Annotated in this window: 20 protein-coding genes and 1 pseudogene; 8 read left to right on the top strand and 13 right to left on the bottom strand. The window is 39.1% G+C overall.

Annotated elements, in window-relative coordinates; genetic code table 11:
- Positions 1-50: 50 nt before the first annotated feature.
- Together WNY98_RS16945 and pepA are read right to left on the bottom strand one after the other, a co-directional pair.
- The gene (locus tag WNY98_RS16945; protein WP_024600719.1) at positions 51-497 is read right to left on the bottom strand and encodes a DNA polymerase III subunit chi; all 447 of its coding nucleotides are present in this window, start codon (positions 495-497) and stop codon (positions 51-53) included.
- 158 nt (positions 498-655) lie between these two features.
- Entirely contained in the window at positions 656-2,167 is a 1,512-nt protein-coding gene (pepA, locus tag WNY98_RS16940; RefSeq protein WP_024604878.1) for a leucyl aminopeptidase, read from the bottom strand.
- Positions 2,168-2,476: 309 nt separating this feature from the next.
- Here pepA and lptF point away from each other — a divergent pair, with 309 nt between their 5' ends.
- Both lptF and lptG read left to right on the top strand, forming a co-directional pair.
- Entirely contained in the window at positions 2,477-3,589 is a 1,113-nt protein-coding gene (gene lptF / locus WNY98_RS16935) for an LPS export ABC transporter permease LptF (RefSeq protein WP_007587281.1), read from the top strand.
- A complete protein-coding gene (gene lptG / locus WNY98_RS16930; RefSeq protein ID WP_342878464.1) occupies positions 3,586-4,653 on the top strand; it encodes an LPS export ABC transporter permease LptG in 1,068 nt (355 codons plus the stop codon). The genes lptF and lptG overlap by 4 nt, the downstream gene beginning before the upstream one ends.
- Before the next feature lie 90 nt (positions 4,654-4,743).
- On the opposite strand, the gene WNY98_RS16925 is transcribed toward lptG, so the two are convergent.
- The 4 genes from WNY98_RS16925 to WNY98_RS16910 form a co-directional block, all read right to left on the bottom strand.
- Positions 4,744-5,244 (bottom strand): RDD family protein, encoded by a 501-nt coding sequence (locus WNY98_RS16925; RefSeq protein WP_076925276.1) that lies wholly within the window; start codon positions 5,242-5,244, stop codon positions 4,744-4,746.
- Positions 5,245-5,415: 171 nt separating this feature from the next.
- Positions 5,416-6,180, bottom strand: a complete 765-nt coding sequence (locus WNY98_RS16920) for a DUF6515 family protein (protein ID WP_197186120.1) — start codon at positions 6,178-6,180, stop codon at positions 5,416-5,418.
- 376 nt (positions 6,181-6,556) lie between these two features.
- Positions 6,557-6,814, bottom strand: a complete 258-nt coding sequence (locus WNY98_RS16915; protein WP_197186119.1) for a hypothetical protein — start codon at positions 6,812-6,814, stop codon at positions 6,557-6,559.
- 382 nt (positions 6,815-7,196) lie between these two features.
- Entirely contained in the window at positions 7,197-8,336 is a 1,140-nt protein-coding gene (locus tag WNY98_RS16910; protein ID WP_342878463.1) for an alkene reductase, read from the bottom strand.
- A gap of 80 nt (positions 8,337-8,416) precedes the next feature.
- On the opposite strand from WNY98_RS16910, the gene WNY98_RS16905 reads away from it, so the two are divergent.
- From WNY98_RS16905 to WNY98_RS16895, 3 genes are all read left to right on the top strand, one after another.
- Positions 8,417-9,334, top strand: a complete 918-nt coding sequence (locus WNY98_RS16905) for a LysR family transcriptional regulator (protein ID WP_216351716.1) — start codon at positions 8,417-8,419, stop codon at positions 9,332-9,334.
- Between the two features lie 133 nt (positions 9,335-9,467).
- Positions 9,468-9,596 carry a hypothetical protein gene (locus WNY98_RS16900; protein WP_342875810.1) on the top strand — a complete coding sequence of 43 codons (129 nt, stop codon included), beginning with the start codon at positions 9,468-9,470 and terminating at the stop codon, positions 9,594-9,596.
- A 377-nt stretch (positions 9,597-9,973) separates the two neighbouring features.
- Positions 9,974-10,318: a PDZ domain-containing protein gene (locus tag WNY98_RS16895; protein WP_342878462.1), complete on the top strand. Its 345-nt coding sequence runs from the start codon at positions 9,974-9,976 to the stop codon at positions 10,316-10,318.
- Between the two features lie 182 nt (positions 10,319-10,500).
- Here the strand turns inward: WNY98_RS16895 and WNY98_RS16890 are convergent, their stop codons facing one another.
- From WNY98_RS16890 to WNY98_RS16880, 3 genes and pseudogenes are all read right to left on the bottom strand, one after another.
- Positions 10,501-10,734, bottom strand: a complete 234-nt coding sequence (locus WNY98_RS16890; protein WP_342878461.1) for a hypothetical protein — start codon at positions 10,732-10,734, stop codon at positions 10,501-10,503.
- Positions 10,735-10,915: 181 nt separating this feature from the next.
- A complete protein-coding gene (locus WNY98_RS16885) occupies positions 10,916-11,773 on the bottom strand; it encodes an MBL fold metallo-hydrolase (RefSeq protein ID WP_342878460.1) in 858 nt (285 codons plus the stop codon).
- 175 nt (positions 11,774-11,948) lie between these two features.
- Positions 11,949-13,833: pseudogene (locus WNY98_RS16880) on the bottom strand (propionyl-CoA synthetase).
- Positions 13,834-14,015: 182 nt separating this feature from the next.
- Here WNY98_RS16880 and WNY98_RS16875 point away from each other — a divergent pair.
- The gene (locus WNY98_RS16875; protein ID WP_309169021.1) at positions 14,016-14,417 is read left to right on the top strand and encodes an NUDIX hydrolase; all 402 of its coding nucleotides are present in this window, start codon (positions 14,016-14,018) and stop codon (positions 14,415-14,417) included.
- Here the strand turns inward: WNY98_RS16875 and WNY98_RS16870 are convergent, their stop codons facing one another.
- The 3 genes from WNY98_RS16870 to WNY98_RS16860 form a co-directional block, all read right to left on the bottom strand.
- Positions 14,418-15,515, bottom strand: a complete 1,098-nt coding sequence (locus WNY98_RS16870; RefSeq protein ID WP_197186114.1) for a polysaccharide lyase family 7 protein — start codon at positions 15,513-15,515, stop codon at positions 14,418-14,420. It lies immediately after the preceding gene.
- Positions 15,516-15,862: 347 nt separating this feature from the next.
- Complete coding sequence (locus WNY98_RS16865; protein WP_197186113.1) at positions 15,863-16,636, bottom strand: transporter substrate-binding domain-containing protein; 774 nt, start codon at positions 16,634-16,636, stop codon at positions 15,863-15,865.
- A gap of 100 nt (positions 16,637-16,736) precedes the next feature.
- Positions 16,737-17,741, bottom strand: coding sequence for an AraC family transcriptional regulator ligand-binding domain-containing protein (locus tag WNY98_RS16860; RefSeq protein ID WP_342878459.1), 1,005 nt, complete (start codon positions 17,739-17,741; stop codon positions 16,737-16,739).
- Between the two features lie 97 nt (positions 17,742-17,838).
- On the opposite strand from WNY98_RS16860, the gene WNY98_RS16855 reads away from it, so the two are divergent.
- The gene (locus WNY98_RS16855) at positions 17,839-18,285 is read left to right on the top strand and encodes an SRPBCC family protein (protein WP_342878458.1); all 447 of its coding nucleotides are present in this window, start codon (positions 17,839-17,841) and stop codon (positions 18,283-18,285) included.
- The gene (locus WNY98_RS16850; protein ID WP_342878457.1) at positions 18,282-19,103 is read left to right on the top strand and encodes a sterol desaturase family protein; all 822 of its coding nucleotides are present in this window, start codon (positions 18,282-18,284) and stop codon (positions 19,101-19,103) included. The genes WNY98_RS16855 and WNY98_RS16850 overlap by 4 nt, the downstream gene beginning before the upstream one ends.
- An 11-nt stretch (positions 19,104-19,114) precedes the next feature.
- Here WNY98_RS16850 and WNY98_RS16845 read toward each other — a convergent pair whose 3' ends face one another.
- Positions 19,115-20,953, bottom strand: a complete 1,839-nt coding sequence (locus WNY98_RS16845; protein ID WP_342878456.1) for a DUF4105 domain-containing protein — start codon at positions 20,951-20,953, stop codon at positions 19,115-19,117.
- Positions 20,954-20,965 lie beyond the last annotated feature (12 nt).

Raw genomic sequence — 20,965 nt, 5'->3', positions numbered from 1 at the left:
ACAGAACCTTAAATAAGTACTTAAATTAGTTGGTTAGTTTGCCTGATTGGCTAGCTATTAATATCTTGCGTGGTGAGATTGGCACCGAGTTGGCGTAGCTTTTTAAAACGCTCGCGGGCTGCCTGTTTAGCAGCTGCTTCTACGGGTACAAAATCAAAAACTTGGTTAAACCGACGAATGTAATCCGGTAACTGAGTAGCCAAGTTAATTAAAACTTTACGATTGCCAACAGGTGGCGTAATACCAATTTCTACAGGTGCGCCGCCTTTAGGGCCTTCACCTTGTAAATTATGTGGCACAAAACTATCTGGATCGAATGCCCAAATTATTTCATCAATGGCACAGGCTGCTTCATTATCGTTAACACAAATAAACACACGCTGCCCATTTCGATACTGATCGGCCGCAATTTGAGCAGCCAAAGCAAAATGATCGTCAGCCTTAGCTGTTAACTCATCTTGTTGCTTTAGAACGAAAAATTTAGCGTTCATGTTCATTGTATCGGGGTTTCCCATGACATTGAATGTATACCAAATTGATATACATAAATTAAGAGGCAGATTCTGCCATATAACGGGGTTTGCTTCAATTAATACACAAATAAATAAGGCGCCAAACGGCGCCTTATAAACAGATATTAATTTAAACTAAACGTTTAATCTTGAGCTGCTTCACTTACACCAGCTCTATTTAGTAAATACTGAGTAAGCATTGGAACAGGGCGACCCGTTGCGCCTTTTTTAGCGCCACTGCGCCACGCTGTACCAGCAACATCTAAATGCGCCCAATTATACTTTTTAGTAAATTTAGACAAGAAACATGCCGCAGTAATTGTTCCTGCAGAGCGTCCACCTAAGTTTGTAAAGTCAGCAAATGGGCTATCTAGTTGATCTTGATAGTCATCCCATAACGGTAACTGCCATGCACGGTCGCCACTTTGCTCTGACGCTTTTAACAAATCGTGTGCAAGTGGGTTATGGTTTGATAGTAAACCAGTTGCATGCGCGCCAAGGGCTACAATACAAGCGCCTGTCAGTGTTGCCACGTCAATAACAGTATCTGGGTTAAAGCGCTCAACGTACGTTAGTGCGTCGCACAATACTAAACGACCTTCAGCGTCGGTGTTTAACACTTCAACTGTTTGGCCCGACATTGTTGTTAAAATATCACCCGGGCGATATGCGTTTGAGCCAGGCATATTTTCACAGCCAGCTAAAACACCAATAACGTTAATTGGCAATTGCATTTGTGCAAGTGCGCGCATTGCACCAATAACACCAGCAGCGCCGCCCATGTCGTATTTCATCTCATCCATGCCTTCGCCTGGTTTTAATGAAATACCGCCTGAGTCAAACGTCAAGCCTTTACCAACAAGTACAATAGGGGCTTGGTCGTCAGCGGCGCCTTTGTAGTTAATAATCGACATAATTGATTCGTTATCACTACCGCGGCCAACAGCTAGGTATGAGTTCATACCTAGTTCTGCCATTTGCTTTTCGCCAATAATATCAACGGTGATATTGTCAAAATTAGTTGCCAGCTCTTGTGCTTGTTCCCCTAAGTACACTGGGTTACAAATATTTGGTGGCATATTAGCCACGTCTTTACACAGCTTACTACCTGCAGCAATGGCTAAACCATGCTCAATAGCACTTTCGCCAATCGTTAGTTCGCGTCGAGTTGGTACGTTAAACACCATTTTACGAAGTGGACGACGAGGGTCTACTTTTTTACTTTTTAATTGGTTAAACGTGTATAAGCAATCTTGTGTTGTTTCTACTGCTTGACGTACTTTCCAGTAAGTGTCGCGACCTTTAACGTGTTGCTCTGTTAAAAAGCAAACTGCTTCCATAGAGCCCGTTTCGTTTAAGGTATTAATAGTTTTAGAAATAATTTGTTTATATTGCTTATCGTCAAGCTCGCGCTCTTTACCACAACCAACAAGCAATATGCGCTCGCTTAGTACATTGGGTACATGATGCAATAATAAAACTTGGCCTGGCTTACCTTCTAAATCGCCACGGCGAAGTAAATTAGAGATATAACCATCGCTAATTTTATCGAGTTGTTCACCAATGGGGGATAACCTACGTGGCTCGTAAACGCCAACCACAATACATGCGCTGCGCTGTTTTTCTGGGCTACCACTTTTTACGTTAAATTCCATTGTCACTCCTGATTTTGAGTCATTTAAGTTAGTAAGTTGGGGCTAAAAAAGTATTTTCTAGTCTTATCTACGTAACTTATGTAAGGATAATTCTTATTTTAGCTGATTTTGCTAGACTCTTACTGTGTAATTGAACTTTATATGCTTAAGGGCTACTAATGCAACATTATATCGTGCACTTAGGTAGGATAATTAAATTTGATGGCTTATAATAATAGCCTATTTGCCGGTATTAATTGGGTAAAATAGCTATTTAACTATTCAATTCTCACTATCGTAGTGAAATTCCATGTTTAACAGGGGCGAGCATTGCTAATTTTCCGTTATTTGACCGCTGAGGTTTTAAAATCGCAGGTCGCCGTATTTTTAACTTTAATGACAATATTTTTGTCACAAAAGTTAGTTGGTATTTTAGGTGATGCCTCTGAGGGCAGCATTCCTGCTAAATTAGTGCTATCGATGATTGCACTAAAGCTTCCACAACTAGCCTCGCTAATACTTCCGCTGAGTATATTTTTAGGCATTATTTTGGCTTACAGCCGTATTTACGCCGATAGCGAAATGACCGTACTTAAAGCCTGTGGCGTAAGTGAATGGTATGTTGTGCGCGTAACGCTTATATCAAGCGTTGGACTTGCCATACTAGCCGCTGCATTGACTATGTATATAGCGCCGTGGGCAAGTGAGCAAGAGTACCAATTAAAAGAACAAGCTAAAGCCGATGCGGGGTTGTCTGCACTCAGGGCTGGGCGGTTCCAAGAAACCGGTAACGAAAAAGCCGTGGTGTTTATTCATAATATTGAAAAGGGCGGCAAAGAGCTCAATAAGGTATTTGTTGCACAGTTACCTGATAGCGAAAAAGGTAATCTAGCGCGCTTAGTATATGCACAGCAAGGTGTTGTGGTTGAAGCCGTAAATGGTGAGCAACAGCTAGTACTAACAGACGGTAAACGTTACGAAACAGATGGCACAACGCCTGCACTTAATTTAACAGAATTTGATGGTTACAGCGTACAAATACGAGAACAAGAAATAGAGCATCAACGCCGTAAATTAGAGGCTGTGCCAACTAACCAATTATTGGCTATAAATACACCTGAATCTATTGCTCAATGGCAATGGCGACTCGCTATTCCGCTATCAATCCCACTACTTACTTTACTGGCAGTACCGCTAAGTGTGGTTAATCCTCGCCAAGGTAAATTTGCAAAACTAGTGCCTGCTATTAGCTTGTACTTAGGCTACTTTATTTTACTAAATGCCGCTAAATTTGCTGTTGAAGATGGCAAAATCCCGCCTTCAATCGGCTTGTGGTGGATTCACCTAAGTGCCTTGTTTATAGGTGGGTTATTAATTATAAAAGGGCGACCACTGGGCGCTTGGCTTAAAGCCGTTGTAACTAAGCGGGAGTTAGGCTCATGATGAAAACGCTTGATTGGTATTTAGGCCGCAGTATTTTACAAACTACCGGCTTTGCATTATTGGTACTTGTTGGTATTAGCACCTTAATTAAATTTATCGACCAGTTAAAGTCGGTAGGGCGCGGCAGTTACGACTTAATGACCGCAATGCTTTACACGCTTTACACAATACCTGGCGATTTAGTGGTGTTTTTTCCGATGGCTGCGCTAATTGGTGGCTTAACGGGTTTAGGGGCACTTGCTTCAAACAGCGAGCTTGTAGTAATGCAAGCCGCTGGTATGTCGCGCTTACAAATAATTGGCTCAGTGATGAAAACCGCCGTATTTATGGCTGTATGTATGATGGCACTTGGCGAATGGGGTGCACCTGAAGCGCAATTACACGCTAAAGAAATGCGTAACCAAGCAATACATGGCGGTGATGTGTTTAATACACAAAAGGGTGTATGGGCTAAAGACGGCAGCAATTTTATTAATATTGAAGATGTAGACGAAAACGGCAGGCTCAACGGGGTACACATGTACCACTTTGATAAATCGTTAGAGCTTACCCAAATTACTAAAGCAAGAGATGCACTAAGCCGAAAAGAAGGCTGGCTACTTCGTGACGTAAATAAGGTTATTATTACTAGCGAAAAAACCACAACAGAGCAATTACCAGAAGAGTTTTATCCTTCGCAACTCACAGCTGAAAAGTTAGGGGTTGTTTCGGTAAAACCGGAGTCACTTTCATTTACTGGGCTTTGGTCGTATTTAAGTTACTTAGAGCAAAACGAACAAGACACAAGTACCTACGAGCTTGCTCTATGGCGTAAGTTGATGCAGCCAGTATCTGTTGCGGTAATGCTGCTGGTGGCGCTCTCGTTTATATTTGGCCCGTTGCGTACAGTAACAATGGGTGCGCGTATTATTATGGGCGTTGTAACGGGGATCGTGTTTCATTTAACTAATGAAATATTTGGCCCTGTCGTTATGGTTTACCAAATACCTGCCATTATAGGGGCGGTATTACCCAGTATTATATTTATAGGCTTTGCGACATATTTGATGAATAAACGGGTATAGAGTACCTATTCAAAGCATGGAAAAGGGTGACCAGTGGTCACCCTTTTTGCTTTTTAACTACTGCTTAACTCACGATTTGAAAAGTTGCTATTAATCAAGCTCACTATAAATACGTCTGTTTTCTTCTTTAGTAAGCGCAATAACTTCTGTTTTAGAGATGTAATCTTGCAGTGCTTTTTTGTTTTTAAAATCGACTAACACCACCAAATTACCTAAACCGAGTAAAGCGCTAATGCTGCGGATAATTGATTGCGGCCAGCTAATTAAATTACCCTCAAGAGTTTGTACTTTTAAACGCCATGCACGCATGCCAATGGTTTGCCCGCTTTTAGTCCAAAAGTAGCCAAAAAATACTAAGGTAACAATAATTAAAAGAGCGGTACGAATACCCGAAAGAAGATTTGAATTTTGAATAAAGGCAGACACATCCTCTGCGCCATTTAAACTAATTACATCGAGAGAAATAAGCCCTTGTACAGCAAATAAATACAGCACTACAGTTAACATCGCAAACGCAATAATGGCTAACGTATCGTAAACTAACGACGCAAAACGGCGCCAAAAACCAGCACGTGGAAACTCACCCGACATAAATACACTCTCACTATTAATATGCGAGCTAGTTTAGCAAAAAAGCTTACAAATACTAAGACATGTTAATACTTAGAGGGGGAATTGATTTTATTGCTTTGGGTTATTACCTACAGGAGAAATAAAAAGGACCCTGCTATTGGTTGCAAGGCCTTTTAATTTATAGCGGATTTAACCTAGCTTAATAGCAAGGTATTTTATGTCGTCACCACTTATTTGCGGTAAAAAATAAATATCGCCGTATTTAAAATACTGCTGCGAGTTAATTATTACGGCCTGTGCTGCCTGAGGTAATGAGTCGTATGTTTGGCCCAAGCTATAGTCATTCACATTACCCACTTTTATTGCCTGGTTAAGACGGGTTGGTGGCTCATCAACGACCGTATAACCATTATTATCAGCAATGTAGTACACATTTTGATAAGTGTAGTAAGTCGTATTATGGTGTTTAAAGTGCCTGTAATTTCTTGGTAGCGTATTTATACGCAGGCCTCTAGGTGGCGTAACTACGTGGTAGCCTCTTTTAGCTTTACGGTAGTAAAGGCCGTCGTTAAACGTAAACGAAATACCATTAAATCTAATCGATGCGCTATTGCGTGGTAAATGGTTTATAAATCGATTTTGTCTGTAAGCGACTGAATTATTATGGTTTGTTAAGTAGTTATATTTGCGCTGGTTGTAGCGGTATTGTTCACGCTTTTCCTGCTTGTACTTAGCGAGTCTACGTTTTTCTTGCTTACGGTCTTCTCGTTTTTCTTTTTTATGCTCAATGCGCTGCTTTTTTTCATGGCGGCGTTCATCGCGTTTATATTCAACACGTTTGTCGTGATCACGTTTAAAGCTTTTATCATTCTCTCGCTCGTTTGGTGCTCCAAGCGCAGAGCCTGATACTGCGCCTATAGCGAGCAGTGCAGGTAGTAAAAAAGTAAGTTTCATAGTATGCCTCGTTTATGTTGTTACATAACTAAGTTCAATATTAACGCCTTAAACTGAATGGCAACTGATATGTGGTAGTTTCAGAGACGGTCCTTACAGCTTTTTACATTTTACTGACAGTTATTGACATACTTAGTTGTTTTTGACGATTTTAGAGGGGTATTTGTTCTTTGTAAGTTTATATATTATGAGAAATATTTTAATAATATTGCTATTAAATTATACACTTGGATTCTTTTGCTGGGTCTTAAAAACGTTATTTCTGCGTGTTTTAGATGGGGTAATACCAATAATAGAATTTAAGTGGTGTAAAAAGCTGAGTTTGCGGCGCGTTGTTTATTGCCGCAAACATGACTTTATATTTTAAAGGGTGCATTTATCTTTTAATAAACTTAAGGCTTGGGTGATAGGTTATGACATTAACTTTAACAAATGCTGTGTTATTAACGTTTCTTTTAACAACTTTAGCTGGCACGTACTTGATTACCTTAGTTTGGTTAATTTTTTTCAGTTCTCGTTTTAGCTGAACCTTTTTATATTCTTGCTTTGTATATCTATCATGTGGTGCTGCAAATGCAGAACTAGATAAAGTGCCAATAACTAATAGTGCAGGTAGTATAAATGTAAGTTTCATAATATTGCCTCGTTTGTGGTTAACATGGCTAGTATTGATGGTTGAAACTGAATGCCAACTGCATGTAAGGGCAACTGTAGAGAGGCTTTACACCCTTTTACTTATCTTTACTGTTCTTGACGCTAATACCAATTCACAGTAATACTTAATCAATTTGAGAGATTAAATCTAACGCTCACTTTATTAAAAAATGACTGATATATGGCTGTATAGATGTAGAAGGTAGAGCAATAAAATAGCAATTGTAGAGAGCAACTAATAACAAGATTTTAGCTGTGTTATCAACATAGTTGTCTCATCTCAAAACAGGTAGCTTAATTAAGCTACCTGTTATAAAGCCGTATCGGTTCTATACCAATTCCATATATACTTTAGACCCTAGTTACTTTTGATAAAAAGGGTAATCGCTATAACCCACTTCGGTGCCGCCATACATAGTGGCTGCATCGGCTTCGTTAAACGTCCAATTATTTGCTATACGCTCTGGTAAATCAGGGTTAGCTATAAACGGGCGACCAAATGCAAATAAGTCACCGTAACCTTCACCTAAAATACGCACCGCTTTTTCTACTGTGTATTTACCAGCATAAATGATGCGACCTGAAAATTCAGCTCGTACTGCTTTATAAAATTCTTGTGGTAAATCAGGAGCATTTTCCCAATCAGCTTCCGCTATTGATAAGTAAGCAATACCTGCTTGCTCAAGCACTTTAACGGCTTGTACATAAGTATGATGAGGCTTTGATTCAACAAGTCCTAAATACACTCGTGTTTCATCTGTGCTTTCAAATAAAGGAGCAAAGCGAACACCTAAACGATCAGAGCCTACAACGTCACTTACCGCTTCAACTATCTCTTTTAAAAAGCGCAGGCGATTACTAAGCGTTCCACCGTATTGATCGTCACGGTTATTAGTATGTTCAGAAATAAACTGATTAACTAAATACCCATTAGCACAATGAAGCTCTACGCCATCAAAGCCTGCTTCTAGAGCATTACGTGCAGCTTGCGCATACATGTTTACCAGTTCACCAACCTCGATAGTGCTTAGTGCACGAGGCTCACTTGGGTCAGCCAATGCGCCTTCACCAGGTGCGGTTTCAATAAATACTTTTACATTGTCAGCAATAATATCTGAAGGGCCAACCGGTTTACCTGAATTTGGTTGTAGTGTGGCGTGCGATACGCGCCCTACATGCCAAAGCTGAGCAAAAATAACACCGCCTTTAGCATGTACTGCATGTGTTACTTTTTTCCAGCCTTCAATTTGTGCTTGTGAGTGAATACCTGGGGTCCAAGCGTAGCCTTGTCCACGAGGTTCTATTTGTGTGCCTTCGGTAACCATAAAACCAGCCGATGCCCGCTGCGCATAATACTCAGCCATTAATTCATTAGGAATATTGCCAGGCTGAGTGCTGCGAGAGCGAGTAAGAGGTGGCATCACAATACGGTTTTTAAGTGTAAAAGGGCCAAGCTCAATTGATGAGAATAAAGGGGCGGTATTAACTAATTCTGATTTCATTTTAAATTCTCTTATAAAGCAAACAAAGGCTTAAATAGTGGTTAAGCAACATTGGCAGCATAGAGATTTAAGGATACAATTTGAAACAACACTTTTTTGTGCAGCATACAATTATGAATGGTATTAGTCGGCTCGATATAAAACAGTTAAGAGTACTCAGTAGCTTATTAGAACTGCAAAATCTTTCGCAAGTAGCCAAAAAAATGGGGTTAACGCAACAAGCTATTAGTGAGCAACTACGAAAACTACGAGACTTATTTGACGATCGCTTGTTTATTCGCCAAGGTAATAACATGGTTGCTACTCCTAAAGCGCAAGGACTCAAGGCGCCTGTTAATCATATTTTAAAGCAATTAGAATCGTTACTAGAGCCCGAGCTGTTTAGTCCGCAAACTTATAAAGGTGTGTTTACCATAAGCGCAACCGACTACGCCACGCAGGCTTTATTGCCGCAATTATTTAATATTACCCGCCGCGAAGCGCCAGGTTTAAAGCTGATTGTGCGCGACTTTGCGTCCGACAACGTTAATCAACTTATAACGGCAGGCGAGCTTGATTTACTGATAAGCTTTCCTGAGTTTATACCTGACAACCTTTCTTATATCACCTTGTTTGAAGAACAGCATTTGTGTATTACTGGTGTAGGTAACACTACTTACACCGAGCCTTTGAGTTTGGCGCAATTTGCAAAGCATTCACAGCTAGTGGTGTCGCCATCGCGCGCTAATTTGCGCGGATCGCACGATCAGTGGTTTGAAAGCCAAGGGCTAAAACGTAATATTGTAATGTCGGTACCTAGCTTTTCAGCGGTGCCCGACATTTTGCATACAACCGATATGTTGGCGTTTTACCCATCAAGATTATTACCAAATAGCAAAGTTAAACAGCTAAAAATAGAAGCTCTGCCTCCTACATTTAAAGTAATAGCCGCATGGCATCCGCGTACCAATAACAGCCCAATTCATAAATGGTTGATAGAGCAGCTACAAAATTTATAACGATGTAAAATATCTAAAGTGATTACTTTTTACTGCTAAATTAGCAACCCAATATTTAGATTTAATCATTTAACCCCTCCTTAACCCTCGACCTAATAAGCTATGTGTAATAGTACGGATTAGGCATAGTTAAATGGTTTATTTAAAAAAGCGCTCAACCGGTTTTTTACTTGCACTTAGTTGCACGCTTGCTGCATGTAGCAGTCAGCCAAGCTATCAAGGTAATGGCATATTGCACAGCGAGATCTCTATAAGTAAATAGCAGCGTACAAACGGATACGCCACACACTGCTAATAACACAAATAAGCCCGCCAATATTGGCTACGGTTTAGGGGTGGAGTTAAGCTAAAAAATAATAAAACGACACGGTTGGGTATACGAAGTAAACGACATGCCTGGGCGTTATGAAGTGGTGGTCGATTTTAGTTAATACGCTTTTTCTAATATTTGAATTTGAAATACGGAAACCGCGCTAAGGCACTTTTAAAAGAGCTTTAGCGCGGTTTTTTATACTCAAAAATATTTAATTTAACGCTGAGAATATAAAAAACTTAGTGATAGTAATGTGTTAAGTAATTTGCTAAAACTGTAAATAGTAAAAAATATTAACGTTAGACTTACATGGAGTGTTAGTTCATATGTTCAAATTCATAATTATTTTAATCTCAATTACTTCTTTCAATGCCTTGGCTGCAGAGAAAGTTAAACTTGGAGTTTTAGGGAACGTTGGATCTGATGGTTTTTTTAGCCCGACGATAACGTCATTTATTATTGAAAAAGTAGAACCTAATTCACCCGCTGAAAAAGCAGGGATTGTTGCTGGGCAGAAAATAATTTCTATAGAAGGCTGTAAAATTCCAGGTTGCCCTGCCAGTGAAGCAAAGGAATTAATGCGCAAGGAGTCTGGAGAGATTTTACAATTACTTTTAGAGAATGAAGATGGTAGCCAAGTACCTTTAAAAATACCTATGAATGCTTGGTAAGCCTAATTAATTTTAAAAGACTTAAATATCCCCAGCCTATAAAGCATGGTTATTCCAAAAGCGTGGGTTTGTGTAAATGAACTAGGCGCAGTAAATATTGGCAACGTTAGCGCTGCCAATATCACTCAACTGTGTATTAATAAAAAGCGCAATTTACTTCTTTTACCTAAGCAAAGCGTTTTTTATCGAGCCTTACAATGCCAATGATCATCGTGTTTAGTGCAGATCTCTTTTGTGGGCTTGGCTTTTACGATAATAATGTTGGGAGAGTTGTGCTCGGTTACTAAGGCAGGAGTAACTACTTTAACGACTTTTTTATGTGGTTTATGTGCACTGGGACCATGTTGATATACAGTGCAGCCACTCATGGTAAATGCTATTGCTGCTACGCTAATAATTTTTAAAGATAAGTTCATAGGTATTTATCCTCTTTGGCTTTGTATAAGCTTTAAGATAAACCTTTTTTTGTATAGTGCTGTCAATAAACGTAAGTGGAGTGTAAATGTTACTAATGTTCACTAAGGCAATAGCGCATTTAAAGCTAATGCCTTTGTATTTGAATATTAGATTTGCACAAAAAAGTAAGGTCTAAAAAACCTATAAATCGCTGCGCCAGCCCATGCCTGACTCTTCCATTAAACGCTCGTACACGCCTTCTACGTTAAGCGGTAACCATGCATCAAACTGTTTAAAGTCATTAAATTGATCTAACTTTACATTTTTCTTTATTTCATCAAGGCTTTGCCCTGCAAGTGCGCCTGCGGTTACTTGGCTGTAAAGCTGCTCTATATAACTTAAGTAGCGTGTTACGTTAGCTTTGTTTCCAATGTCGGCATGTCCGCCTACAAAAGTATCAAAGTCGTATTTGAGTACTGCTTGAGTTGAGTTAATCATGCCTTGAATATCGTAACTCCAGAGTTTTTGCCACGGCATTCTGCCAATAACTATCCAATCAACTACAAACAACGTTTTTTGCTTTTCGAATAATATACTAACCGAACCACGCCCATCGTTTGGACCATGGTAATTTAGCTTTACCGTTGAATTGCCTAAATTAAGAGTCAGCTCATCATCAAAGGTAAGAGTGGGCATGACCGTTTTCATTTGTGTGTTTTTAATATCTTGCGCGGTAAGTTTATGTGCTACAAACGTGGTGTGCGGGCTTTTAAATACCTCGGCTCCGTAAATATGATCGCTGTGATTATGGCTATAAATTACGTATTTTACCGGTACGTTAAAGCGAGTTTTAATTTGCTCGTTTAACCAGATGGCGGCTTTTTTGTTAAGCGGGTCGGTAACAATTGCACCCTCAGGAGTGATTAAAAATACTGAGCGGTGTCTGTCGTCTATAAAGCGGTGTAAGCCATCTCCTAAGTCTTCTATTTCATAGGCTTGTGTGGCAAAGCCTATAAACAATAGGGCTGTGGTTAATAGTTTTTGTAGCAAGCGGGGCATACACCATTCCTTTTTAAATTGATTAAATTAATAACGCTATTAAAAGAAGAAAGCATTAAGCAGTAAAAAATTTCAACTATTGGTTAAATTAAAGCTTAAGCTTAAGTAAAAGGAACAAATATAAGGATGAAATAAAAAGCCATTATAAAAATGGCTTTAGATAGCTTGGTTGGGTTTATCTTTGCGTTAGTTGTTGGTTTATTTCTTCAAAGATACTGGCATCATCTATGGTTGAAGGTATTTGTAGCTCTTCGCCATCAACCAATTGGCGCAAATTTTTACGCAGTATTTTACCCGAGCGAGTTTTAGGTAACTTATCTACGCTAACTATATTTTTAAGGCACGCAATAGCGCCAATCTGATTACGAACACTTAAAACAAGCGCTTGTTCTACGTCGGTACTTGAGCCCATAAAATCATTTTTAAGCACGATCATTCCCATAGGAAGTTGCCCCTTTAGAGGATCGTTCACACCAAAAACAGCGCATTCAGCAACAGCAGGGTGCGCGGCTACTATCTCTTCCATTTCGCCGGTAGAAAGCCTATGGCCTGCTACATTTATAACGTCGTCGGTTCTGCCCATAATAAATAGGTAGCCGTCTTCATCAATATAACCACCATCGCCAGATAAATAATAACCCTCGTATTCATTTAGGTAGCTTGCTTTAAAGCGCGGGGTATCTTGCCAAATTGTTGGTAGGCAACCCGGTGGAAGTGGCAGTTTAATTACCACGGCGCCTTGCTCGTTAGCTGCGCATTCATTGCCATCCATATCTAATATTCGCACTTCAAAACCTGGAGTAGGCACGGTAGAGCTGCCAGGTTTTGTTGCTAAGTACTCAAGCCCTACAGGGTTACAAGCAATAGCCCAGCCGGTTTCTGTTTGCCACCAATGATCGAGCACTGGCAGTTTGGTTTTTTCTTTAAGCCACTCGTAAGTGGGAGGGTCCAACCGCTCGCCAGCTAAAAATAAACGTTTTAAGCTTGAGGTATCGTATTGATTAAAACCATCGGCATTTGGATCTTCTTTTTTGATTGCTCTAAAGGCGGTGGGGGCACTAAATAATGCATTTACTTTATATTCTTCAACCACGCGCCAAAATGCACTAGCATCGGGCGTTTTAACGGGTTTACCTTCATATAATACGGTCGCGCAGCGATACATTAGCGGTGCGTAAACTATATAAGAGTGCCCAACTACCCAGCCAATGTCAGACGCTGCCCAAAATACGTCGCCGGGCTTCATACCATAAACGGTTGCCATGCTGTATTGCATTGCCACTGCGTGACCGCCATTTTCGCGTACTACGCCTTTGGGTGTGCCTGTCGTGCCTGAGGTATATAAAATATAAAGCGGATCATCTCCATTTACAGGCACCGGATCTGCGCTTGCAGCCGTTTGCATTGCCTGAGTCCAATCTATGTCTCGTTTAGGCTTAAGAGTGGCGGTTACTTGTGGACGCTGATAAATAACGCAGTGTTCTACTTTGTGCGCAGCTAAGTCTATTGCGTTATCAATAAGTGGCTTGTATTCAATAACGCTGTTTACTTCAACACCGCATGAGGCGCTAAGTATAAGTTTGGGCTTGGCATCATCAATGCGTACAGCCAATTCGTGTGCAGCAAACCCACCAAATACCACCGAATGAATAGCGCCAAGGCGAGCGCACGCCAACATACCAATAACAGCTTGTGGGATCATTGGCATATAAATAACAACGCAGTCGCCTTTTGTAACGCCTAACGATTGTATTACGCCTGCAAATTTAGCAACTTCTTGTTGTAGTTGTGAGTAGCTATAAGTTTGCTTTGTATTAGTGACTGGGGAGTCGTAAATCAGTGCAGTTTGCTCGCCAAATCCGGCAATAACGTGCAGGTCTAGCGCTAAAAAAACTGGTGTTTAATTGCCCGTCGCTAAACCAATGATAAAGCCCATCGTCGTCTTGTGTGTATGCTTTTGTGGGAGTTTTATACCATGGAATATTTTTACTTTGTTCGAGCCAAAATTGGGCTGGGTTTTGTTTAAATGCATTATATTGCTGTTGATATTCGCCTGACATATAAGGCTCCTAGGCTAGTGTGTGTGAGAGACCTTACAAAATGTAGGCTTTTTTTAGTAAGCAAGCTATTCGACCTTGGTCGGCTAAAAGTTAATCAATATACTGGTTTTAAAAATACCAAATTGACAATACAAAGCGTGTGGTTCAGCATGGCGGGCAGTAAAAATAAGAGAAAAGACGATATGAGTAATGCAGTAAGAGTAGGGGTTGCGGTTATTATAAAGCATCAAAACACAATTTTACTAGGTGAGCGCATTGGCGCGCACGGTGCTAATACATGGGCAACACCTGGAGGGCATTTAGAGTTTGGTGAAAGTGTTGAGCAATGTGCAATACGTGAAGTGTTTGAAGAAACAGGTTTAAAGGTAAGTAAAATTACTAAGCTTGATTTTACCAATGATATTTTTACGGCAGAGAACAAACACTATATTACGTTGTATGTAAAAGCTGATTTTGAGGGCGGAGAGCCTGAGCTTAAAGAGCCTAATAAATGTTTAAAGTGGCGCTGGTGCGATATTAATAATCTACCAACGCCACTTTTTACATCACTAAAAAATTACTTATCTGAGGTTGTACTAGCCTAGTTATTTTGTTGGCGGTGTCGCAGGGCTCAACTCTAGTTTACTAAAGCTTACTTGAGCGTAATCGCCATTTTGTTTATCTTTAGTCCAATCGCCAGTACCTAAACAACCAGGGTACCAAATACCTTTCGCGCTTTTAGTACTACATTGGTTATAAGCGCCGGCTTTAAAGTAATGCCAATCTGCAGCGTAACCATGTGGATGGTCTTTTTCATCTACTTTGCCATAAGCATCTACGTTATTACCTAAATTAATAGAGTAGTTAACGTCTTCTTTGCCTTGTGCGCTAAATGTAAGGTGCATAACATTTTTATACACATTTACCGTGTAGCTAAATTCTTCACCGAGTGCAATACCGGCGCTGCCTGGCTCGTTAGGGTTTTCCCATGTATTACCCCAAACAGGGTAAGTAATGTCTGTACGGTCAGGATTTGTTTTAGCTAAGTTACGTTCGTAGTTCCAAAAAACTGAGCCTGTTTTATGTCCTGGCCATTTTTTGTAATATATTTTAAGTGGTTCATTGCCCCAGCCATAACCAAGCTTGGTATCAATAAGTGCCTGATCTTTACCTGCGTGAATTTGCCCTACAACAACCGAGTAAGCCGCTTTTTTATCAGGATCAGTCGCACGAAGTGCAACGTGATCTACTTTTAACGTTGCTTCCATTTTTCCACCAACAGAACCAAATCGATCAGATAGCGGGTGAACAGCTAAAGCAAAGTTGTTTTTAGAGTGTTTAGTTTTAATTTTAGTATTTGATCCACGGATCATTTGTCTAAGTTCACTACGGGTATTAGTAGAATTGGCACTTGTAAGCGCTTTATTAGGGGAGGTAAATACCATGTAGCCTTTATCATCAAGATAGAAAAAATCAGGGTGTGCGTAAGTCTGAATTTCTTCTACATCTATTTCATCAATTTTACCGTCGTTGTTTAAATCAACTGGTACATTTATTTTCCAGTGAGATAAATCAAACTTTGTTGCAGGTACAGGCGCATCGCTTTGCTGATTAGTGCTTTGGGTACTTGAACAAGCGGTAAAAAGTAAAGGGGTGATAACGGCTAAAGCCGTAAGTTTAAATGTGGATGTATTTTTTATCATTATTGTCTCTGTGTGATGAAGTAAAAATTGTGCGGTACAGGCATCGTTTAATCTCAATCTAGCATACCAATTTAACAATTAAAACTTACCAATTGGTAAAGTTAAATATTTTTTAAATGATTTTTTGTTATACCAATTTGGTTGAGGTGTTTTTTAACGGCTTTTATGGAGGTGTTTGGGGTATGTATTTTTTATGTGCTTGGCTATTCTCTTAATGATGTTTAACGTGGCCTTTGGCGCTAAAGTGTAGTTTTTTCGGGGGGTATTAATTTTGTAGTTCGCTTTGCTGTGTTCAGCAAATAACTAAATAACCACTGCCAATAACTAATGTCGGGCTTTAACCATGGTTAGTGCTGCAAGTTAGTCGTGTTTGGTAATAAAAGTTGCCACTTGTTTAAAATGGCACGGTATTCACCATTTTCTTTAATATTATTTAATGCGTCAGAGAGTGCTTTAGCTGTTTTAGGATTAAGTTGCTTACTTGCTGCAAAATTAAGTGAAGAGGGCAGATCGCTTAAATGAATTCGTTTTGTTATTAGGCTAGGATCGAGTTCTAGGCTTTTTAACTCGTTATCAAGTGTAAGTGTATTAGTTACTACAAAGTCGATTCGGTTTTTATAAAGCATTTGCCAAAGTTGGTTATAGTAGCTGACCAGTATCAAGTTTTTGTTTTCGGTAAAGCCTTTTTGCTTTAAGTAGGCCTCACTCAGGTAGCCTCGAATGGTTGCTACTTTATACTCTTTAGCAAAATTTAAGTGAACGACTTCATCTACATGGTTTTTTAAACTAATTAAATAGGCATCTGCGAAGTACACTTCGCCTAACCACGTATATTTATTAATCCGCTCTGGGGTTTTTAACAAAGACAACATTATCGCGTTGGTACTTGTTTGATGCTCTTTAAAAACGCGGGCCATAGGCATTATTTCAAAATTAGCGGTTAAGTTTGTTTGCTTCACAACGGCTTTGGCAATGTCGACTAAAGCGCCGCTTACTTCACCTTGCTGATTTTTAAAGTGATAAGGAGGAAGGTCTTCAGCTATAAATGTGACGGGGTCTGCGTTACATATGGCGCTATAAAACATAAATACACAGGCACTAAATACAACACGCACTAACATAAACAAATCTTTTTAAATAATATTATCGCTAGTGTAAAGAGTGCTGCTTAAAAGGTATACATTTTATGTTTATTTAATGTAAATAAACAGCATTAGCACCTTACTTTGATTTAGCGCTTTTTGTAAATTTTAATGGCGAGCACTTATGCCAGCGTAAAAATGCGCGATTAAAAGAGCTTTGATCTTTAAATCCTAAAATATTAGATAAATCAGCAAGTGGCATGCTGGCTATTAATGTATCTGCACGTTTTTTACGTTCTTTTTCAAGTAACTGAGCAAAGGTTAAGTTTTGTTCTTTTAAGCGTCGTTGTAGCGTTCGGGGTGTTAAATTGAGTGCATCAGCTATGCCTATTAGGTTACAGTTTTGCAAGGTGGTTTTAGCTGTAAGTAACTGATTAACTTTATCGTCAATACGCTGCTGGCTTTTAAAATTAGAGAGTTGCTGCTCTGACAATTGCTTAAAAGTAGAATTAATAATGGCGTTATCGGTTTTAAAGGGCAGCGTTAAATAATGGCTCGGAAAGCTAATTTGATTATATTCAGCACTGCTTTTTACAGGGCATTTAAACCATGATTCAAGGGCGCGTCTTTGCAATGGCAACCAATTATAAGTGAAACTAATACTACTTGGCGAAAGCGTTAAGTTTATTAACTGGCGAATTACACTTACCCACGCGGTCATGTTTCGTAAAACTACATGCTCATTACAACTTTGATGAGCAATCCAACGAATAGTTGCTGTATCAGTATTTAGTTCAAACTTGGCCTTACCAATATCAGCCACCAAGCTGTCGTAGCTTAACAATGCTTTAATGGCACTGCTTAAGTTATCGCTTGATTCAATTAAGTAACCTAAAACGCCGTAGTCAGCAGTGCGAATTTGCTGACCTAGGGTAAAACCAAAAAGAGGGTCGTTAAGTGTTTTCTTGCCATAAACTAATAAAGCATTGTAACTATTTAAACTAATACGCGGCGCTAATTGATGGGTATGCTGATTACTAAATTCGTCAAAGCTAATAGCGTGCAAAGCCGTTTTAGTATTAATGCCTTGCGCTTGTAAGTAATCAAGAATACTTGAAAAGTAATGATCAGCTAATGTGTGCATTTGTCATCTAAAGCTAAAAAATAGTCGTGTATTAGCAAGTTTGCCACGTTAAATTTTTATATGCTAGTTGAATGCCTAATAACCTCTTGCTGTAAAAATGATACTTATAACAATTAAACAAACGCTTAATGCACAGCCAAAGCAAATAATAAGCACACTATTGGATCATCAACAGTTGCATCGATTTTTTAATGCCAAATTTAAGCTGCTACAAGCACAAAACGAAGGGCAAATAGAAGGCGGGAAAGGATCTGTTAGGCAAGTAAAAATAGGTAAAATAACGTTTTCAGAGCAAATAATCAGTGCCGATCAAAATCATATCAGTTATCAAATAGTAGGCGATAAACCAGTAGCTAATCATCGAGGCGATATATACCTCATTGCAAATAAATACATCAATACTTTAGTTACCGAACTTAACTATTGCATAAGCTGCTCAGCTCCGTGGTGGATGCCAAATGCATTACTTAAATATGTTATTACAAAAGATATAACCCAAGCGTTAAACAATTTAAATAATTATTTTTTGGTGGGTAAAGCATGAACTCAGAAATTATTTTACTCGCTCTGAGTCCATTATTTTTGATATTTGTTTGCTCTGAGTTTATTAAGTTTAAGCGCTATTACGACATAAAAGATAGCCTAGCAAATACAGTGTTAGCACTATTGCACCAAGGCGCCGATGCTATTGAGTTACTGCTATTAATGCCTTTATTTAATTGGTTGTATGACTATAGATTGTTTGATATTGAAGTGAGTATATTAAGTATTGCATTTGCATTTTTACTGCAAGATTTTTTGTATTATTGGTTTCATAAAGCATCGCATCATATTCATTGGTTGTGGGCTGCACATGTGGTGCACCATAGTTCAACTAAAATGAATTTCACCACCGCATTTAGGCAAAGCTTAATGTACCCCGTAGCCGGTATGTGGATGTTTTGGCTACCTATGATTTTAATTGGATTTGAACCGCTAACAGTATTTAGCGTGGTTGCATTAAATTTGGCGTATCAATTTTTTGTACATACTCAAATAGTGAGTAAGTTAGGCTGGTTTGAAAAAGTCTTTAATACGCCTTCGCATCATCGAGTTCATCACGCAATAAATGCAGGTTACCTTGATAAAAATTTTGCAGGTGTACTTATTATTTGGGATAAGTTATTTGGCACCTTTGTAGAAGAAGATAAATCAAAGCCTTGTAAATACGGCATTATAGGGCAGCTTAATAGCAATAACCCAGTCGTTATTACATTTCATCAGTGGGAGCACTTATTTAAAAGTGTTTATAAGGCATCAGGAATAAAAGCTAAATGTAGAGTGCTATTTGGCTACCCTACAAGTAGCATTAAACATAAATAATGTTGAATAAGTTAAAAGTAAAACTGTATAGCTAAACTCATTGATGAATTATGGCTATGCCATTGAGCATGCTGTAATTTGCTGCGCAGCGATACATTGCGAGAAACAGCGTAATTCCATGTTACAGCTATTTCGCTGTGCTTACTTGCTGCGTTATCAGTTAGCCATAATATATTGCCAGTTAAAGCGAGTTTATGGTTATTGTTTATTTGCCAAATTACACCGGCTTCGCTGCCTATTCCTGTACTAAGTCGGTCGGTTATATCGCCTGTATTTAGCTCAAATTGACCAAGAATATAGCCGTGTACATTATTAGGATCGCCATAAGATTTACCATAACCTCCTTTTGTAAAAAAGCGGCCTAAACGTTTACTGTCACTTGGTTGTCGGTCAAAGCCCATTTTAAAGTTCCACGACCAGCTATCAAATACGCGGTTATCGGGTGCAAGCGACATAGTATCTAATAAGTAAAAATGTTCAATATCTGCATTTCCTTCGTCAGTAATAGAGGTTTCCAAATCAAAAAAACTAATTTGTGCACCCGCTATAAAACCTTCAGGCCTATCTAGTAAGTCATGATACGCAAGCCTATAACCAAAATTTGTAAGGTTTGCTTGGTTATTATTTTGTACCCTACCTAGCGATACTTTAGAAGAACCATGACCTTGCTCTGGAGAAGCAATAGGGCGGCTTGGCTTAGTAAATGGCGAAGCTACTTTATATTTGCTGCGCATTAGGAGTAGCTTAGTTAGTCGCGGGGCAATTTCTTCACGATTTAATGCTTTATCGTAAAACTCAAAATTTAACCATTCATACGCCATTTCTAATATAGCGACTAATTGCGACTGTGAGTAATTACGAGTATTGAGAGAGCCACCTTGCATTAACTCTCTTGCATCATCAAGTTGTTCGTCAGTCATCTGAGTAGAGTAATGGTATAGCTTAGTACCAAAAGCAGGGCGGTAATTAGGTGTTTGTAATAAGTTGTTATTTCTTAGTACTGCAACGGTATCTGATGGAATAGCTTGCATATTAAATGACGATGTTAAATCAAGGTCCTCTTGCGCAAGTTGTAATAATGCAAGTAATTGGTAAGAGCAGTTTTCATCAATAAAAAAGTAATCGAATGTAGCTAATTGTAGTTCCCACAAGTGCAATAAAATGAGCTCTACCTGTGGCTCTGATAAATTAAGTTTATATTCCCAAATATCACGAGATTCTAAGTCATTATATTCGCGTACTTTTTTATAGTACGGCATAAGTGAAAACTTACCAGGGTAGCTGCCAATCAAGCCTTTTAGTGCATACATAGCTGCGTTATCTGAGCCGTCTGGTTCTGCTGCAAAATTAACTGCGAATGCGAGCAACTCTTTATGGCGAGTCTGATCTTTTGCATCAATACGAAGTAAAGTGTGGCCAAACATTGATGATGGGCTATTCATAAATGCAGTTGGAAAAACTAACGTAACCCCTCTAGGGTTTATTATTTTTTGCCACGCCTGTAGCTCTGGGCAATTAAGTTCGGGCCAGTTATTTTTAATTTTTGTTTTTAGCCATTTATAACGTGCAGGAAACTGACAACGATATTGTGTTGTTTTTGGGTCAGTATTTTTACCACTAAATGCGGCTATAGTGGCTTTAAGTTCGTCATATGGGCTTGTTTTACCTGTAGGAGATAAAAAAAACTCAGCACTGTCTACTTCACTTTTCCAATCACCAAATATGGCCCCGCGGTAGTGACCTAATTTAAGCCAGTAAGGGTGTGTTGCTAATGTATTTGTTTCAATACTTTGAGCGTTTGAGTAAGTACTAAAAAGTGCGAGCAGTAAACCAAATAATATTTTTTTCATAATCACTAAATT

Source organism: Pseudoalteromonas sp. AS71, assembly GCF_038900275.1.
GTDB lineage: Bacteria > Pseudomonadota > Gammaproteobacteria > Enterobacterales > Alteromonadaceae > Pseudoalteromonas.
Note: the sequence above shows the minus strand (reverse complement) of the source record. Positions and strands in the feature narration are given on the sequence as shown.

Excerpts from the sequence above, each read along its gene's own strand:
- WNY98_RS16855 (WP_342878458.1), top strand. The coding sequence starts at position 17,839 with ATGATACTTATAACAATTAAACAAACGCTTAATGCACAGCCAAAGCAA.
- WNY98_RS16895 (WP_342878462.1), top strand. The coding sequence starts at position 9,974 with ATGTTCAAATTCATAATTATTTTAATCTCAATTACTTCTTTCAATGCC.
- WNY98_RS16920 (WP_197186120.1), bottom strand. The coding sequence starts at position 6,180 with ATGAAACTTACTTTTTTACTACCTGCACTGCTCGCTATAGGCGCAGTA.
- WNY98_RS16885 (WP_342878460.1), bottom strand. The coding sequence starts at position 11,773 with ATGCCCCGCTTGCTACAAAAACTATTAACCACAGCCCTATTGTTTATA.
- WNY98_RS16845 (WP_342878456.1), bottom strand. The coding sequence starts at position 20,953 with ATGAAAAAAATATTATTTGGTTTACTGCTCGCACTTTTTAGTACTTAC.
- WNY98_RS16865 (WP_197186113.1), bottom strand. The coding sequence starts at position 16,636 with ATGTTAGTGCGTGTTGTATTTAGTGCCTGTGTATTTATGTTTTATAGC.
- WNY98_RS16915 (WP_197186119.1), bottom strand. The coding sequence starts at position 6,814 with ATGAAACTTACATTTATACTACCTGCACTATTAGTTATTGGCACTTTA.
- WNY98_RS16860 (WP_342878459.1), bottom strand. The coding sequence starts at position 17,741 with ATGCACACATTAGCTGATCATTACTTTTCAAGTATTCTTGATTACTTA.
- WNY98_RS16890 (WP_342878461.1), bottom strand. The coding sequence starts at position 10,734 with ATGAACTTATCTTTAAAAATTATTAGCGTAGCAGCAATAGCATTTACC.
- WNY98_RS16870 (WP_197186114.1), bottom strand. The coding sequence starts at position 15,515 with ATGATAAAAAATACATCCACATTTAAACTTACGGCTTTAGCCGTTATC.
- WNY98_RS16910 (WP_342878463.1), bottom strand. The coding sequence starts at position 8,336 with ATGAAATCAGAATTAGTTAATACCGCCCCTTTATTCTCATCAATTGAG.
- lptG (WP_342878464.1), top strand. The coding sequence starts at position 3,586 with ATGATGAAAACGCTTGATTGGTATTTAGGCCGCAGTATTTTACAAACT.
- WNY98_RS16925 (WP_076925276.1), bottom strand. The coding sequence starts at position 5,244 with ATGTCGGGTGAGTTTCCACGTGCTGGTTTTTGGCGCCGTTTTGCGTCG.
- WNY98_RS16900 (WP_342875810.1), top strand. The coding sequence starts at position 9,468 with ATGGTTTATTTAAAAAAGCGCTCAACCGGTTTTTTACTTGCACTTAGT.
- WNY98_RS16945 (WP_024600719.1), bottom strand. The coding sequence starts at position 497 with ATGAACATGAACGCTAAATTTTTCGTTCTAAAGCAACAAGATGAGTTA.
- WNY98_RS16850 (WP_342878457.1), top strand. The coding sequence starts at position 18,282 with ATGAACTCAGAAATTATTTTACTCGCTCTGAGTCCATTATTTTTGATA.
- WNY98_RS16875 (WP_309169021.1), top strand. The coding sequence starts at position 14,016 with ATGAGTAATGCAGTAAGAGTAGGGGTTGCGGTTATTATAAAGCATCAA.
- pepA (WP_024604878.1), bottom strand. The coding sequence starts at position 2,167 with ATGGAATTTAACGTAAAAAGTGGTAGCCCAGAAAAACAGCGCAGCGCA.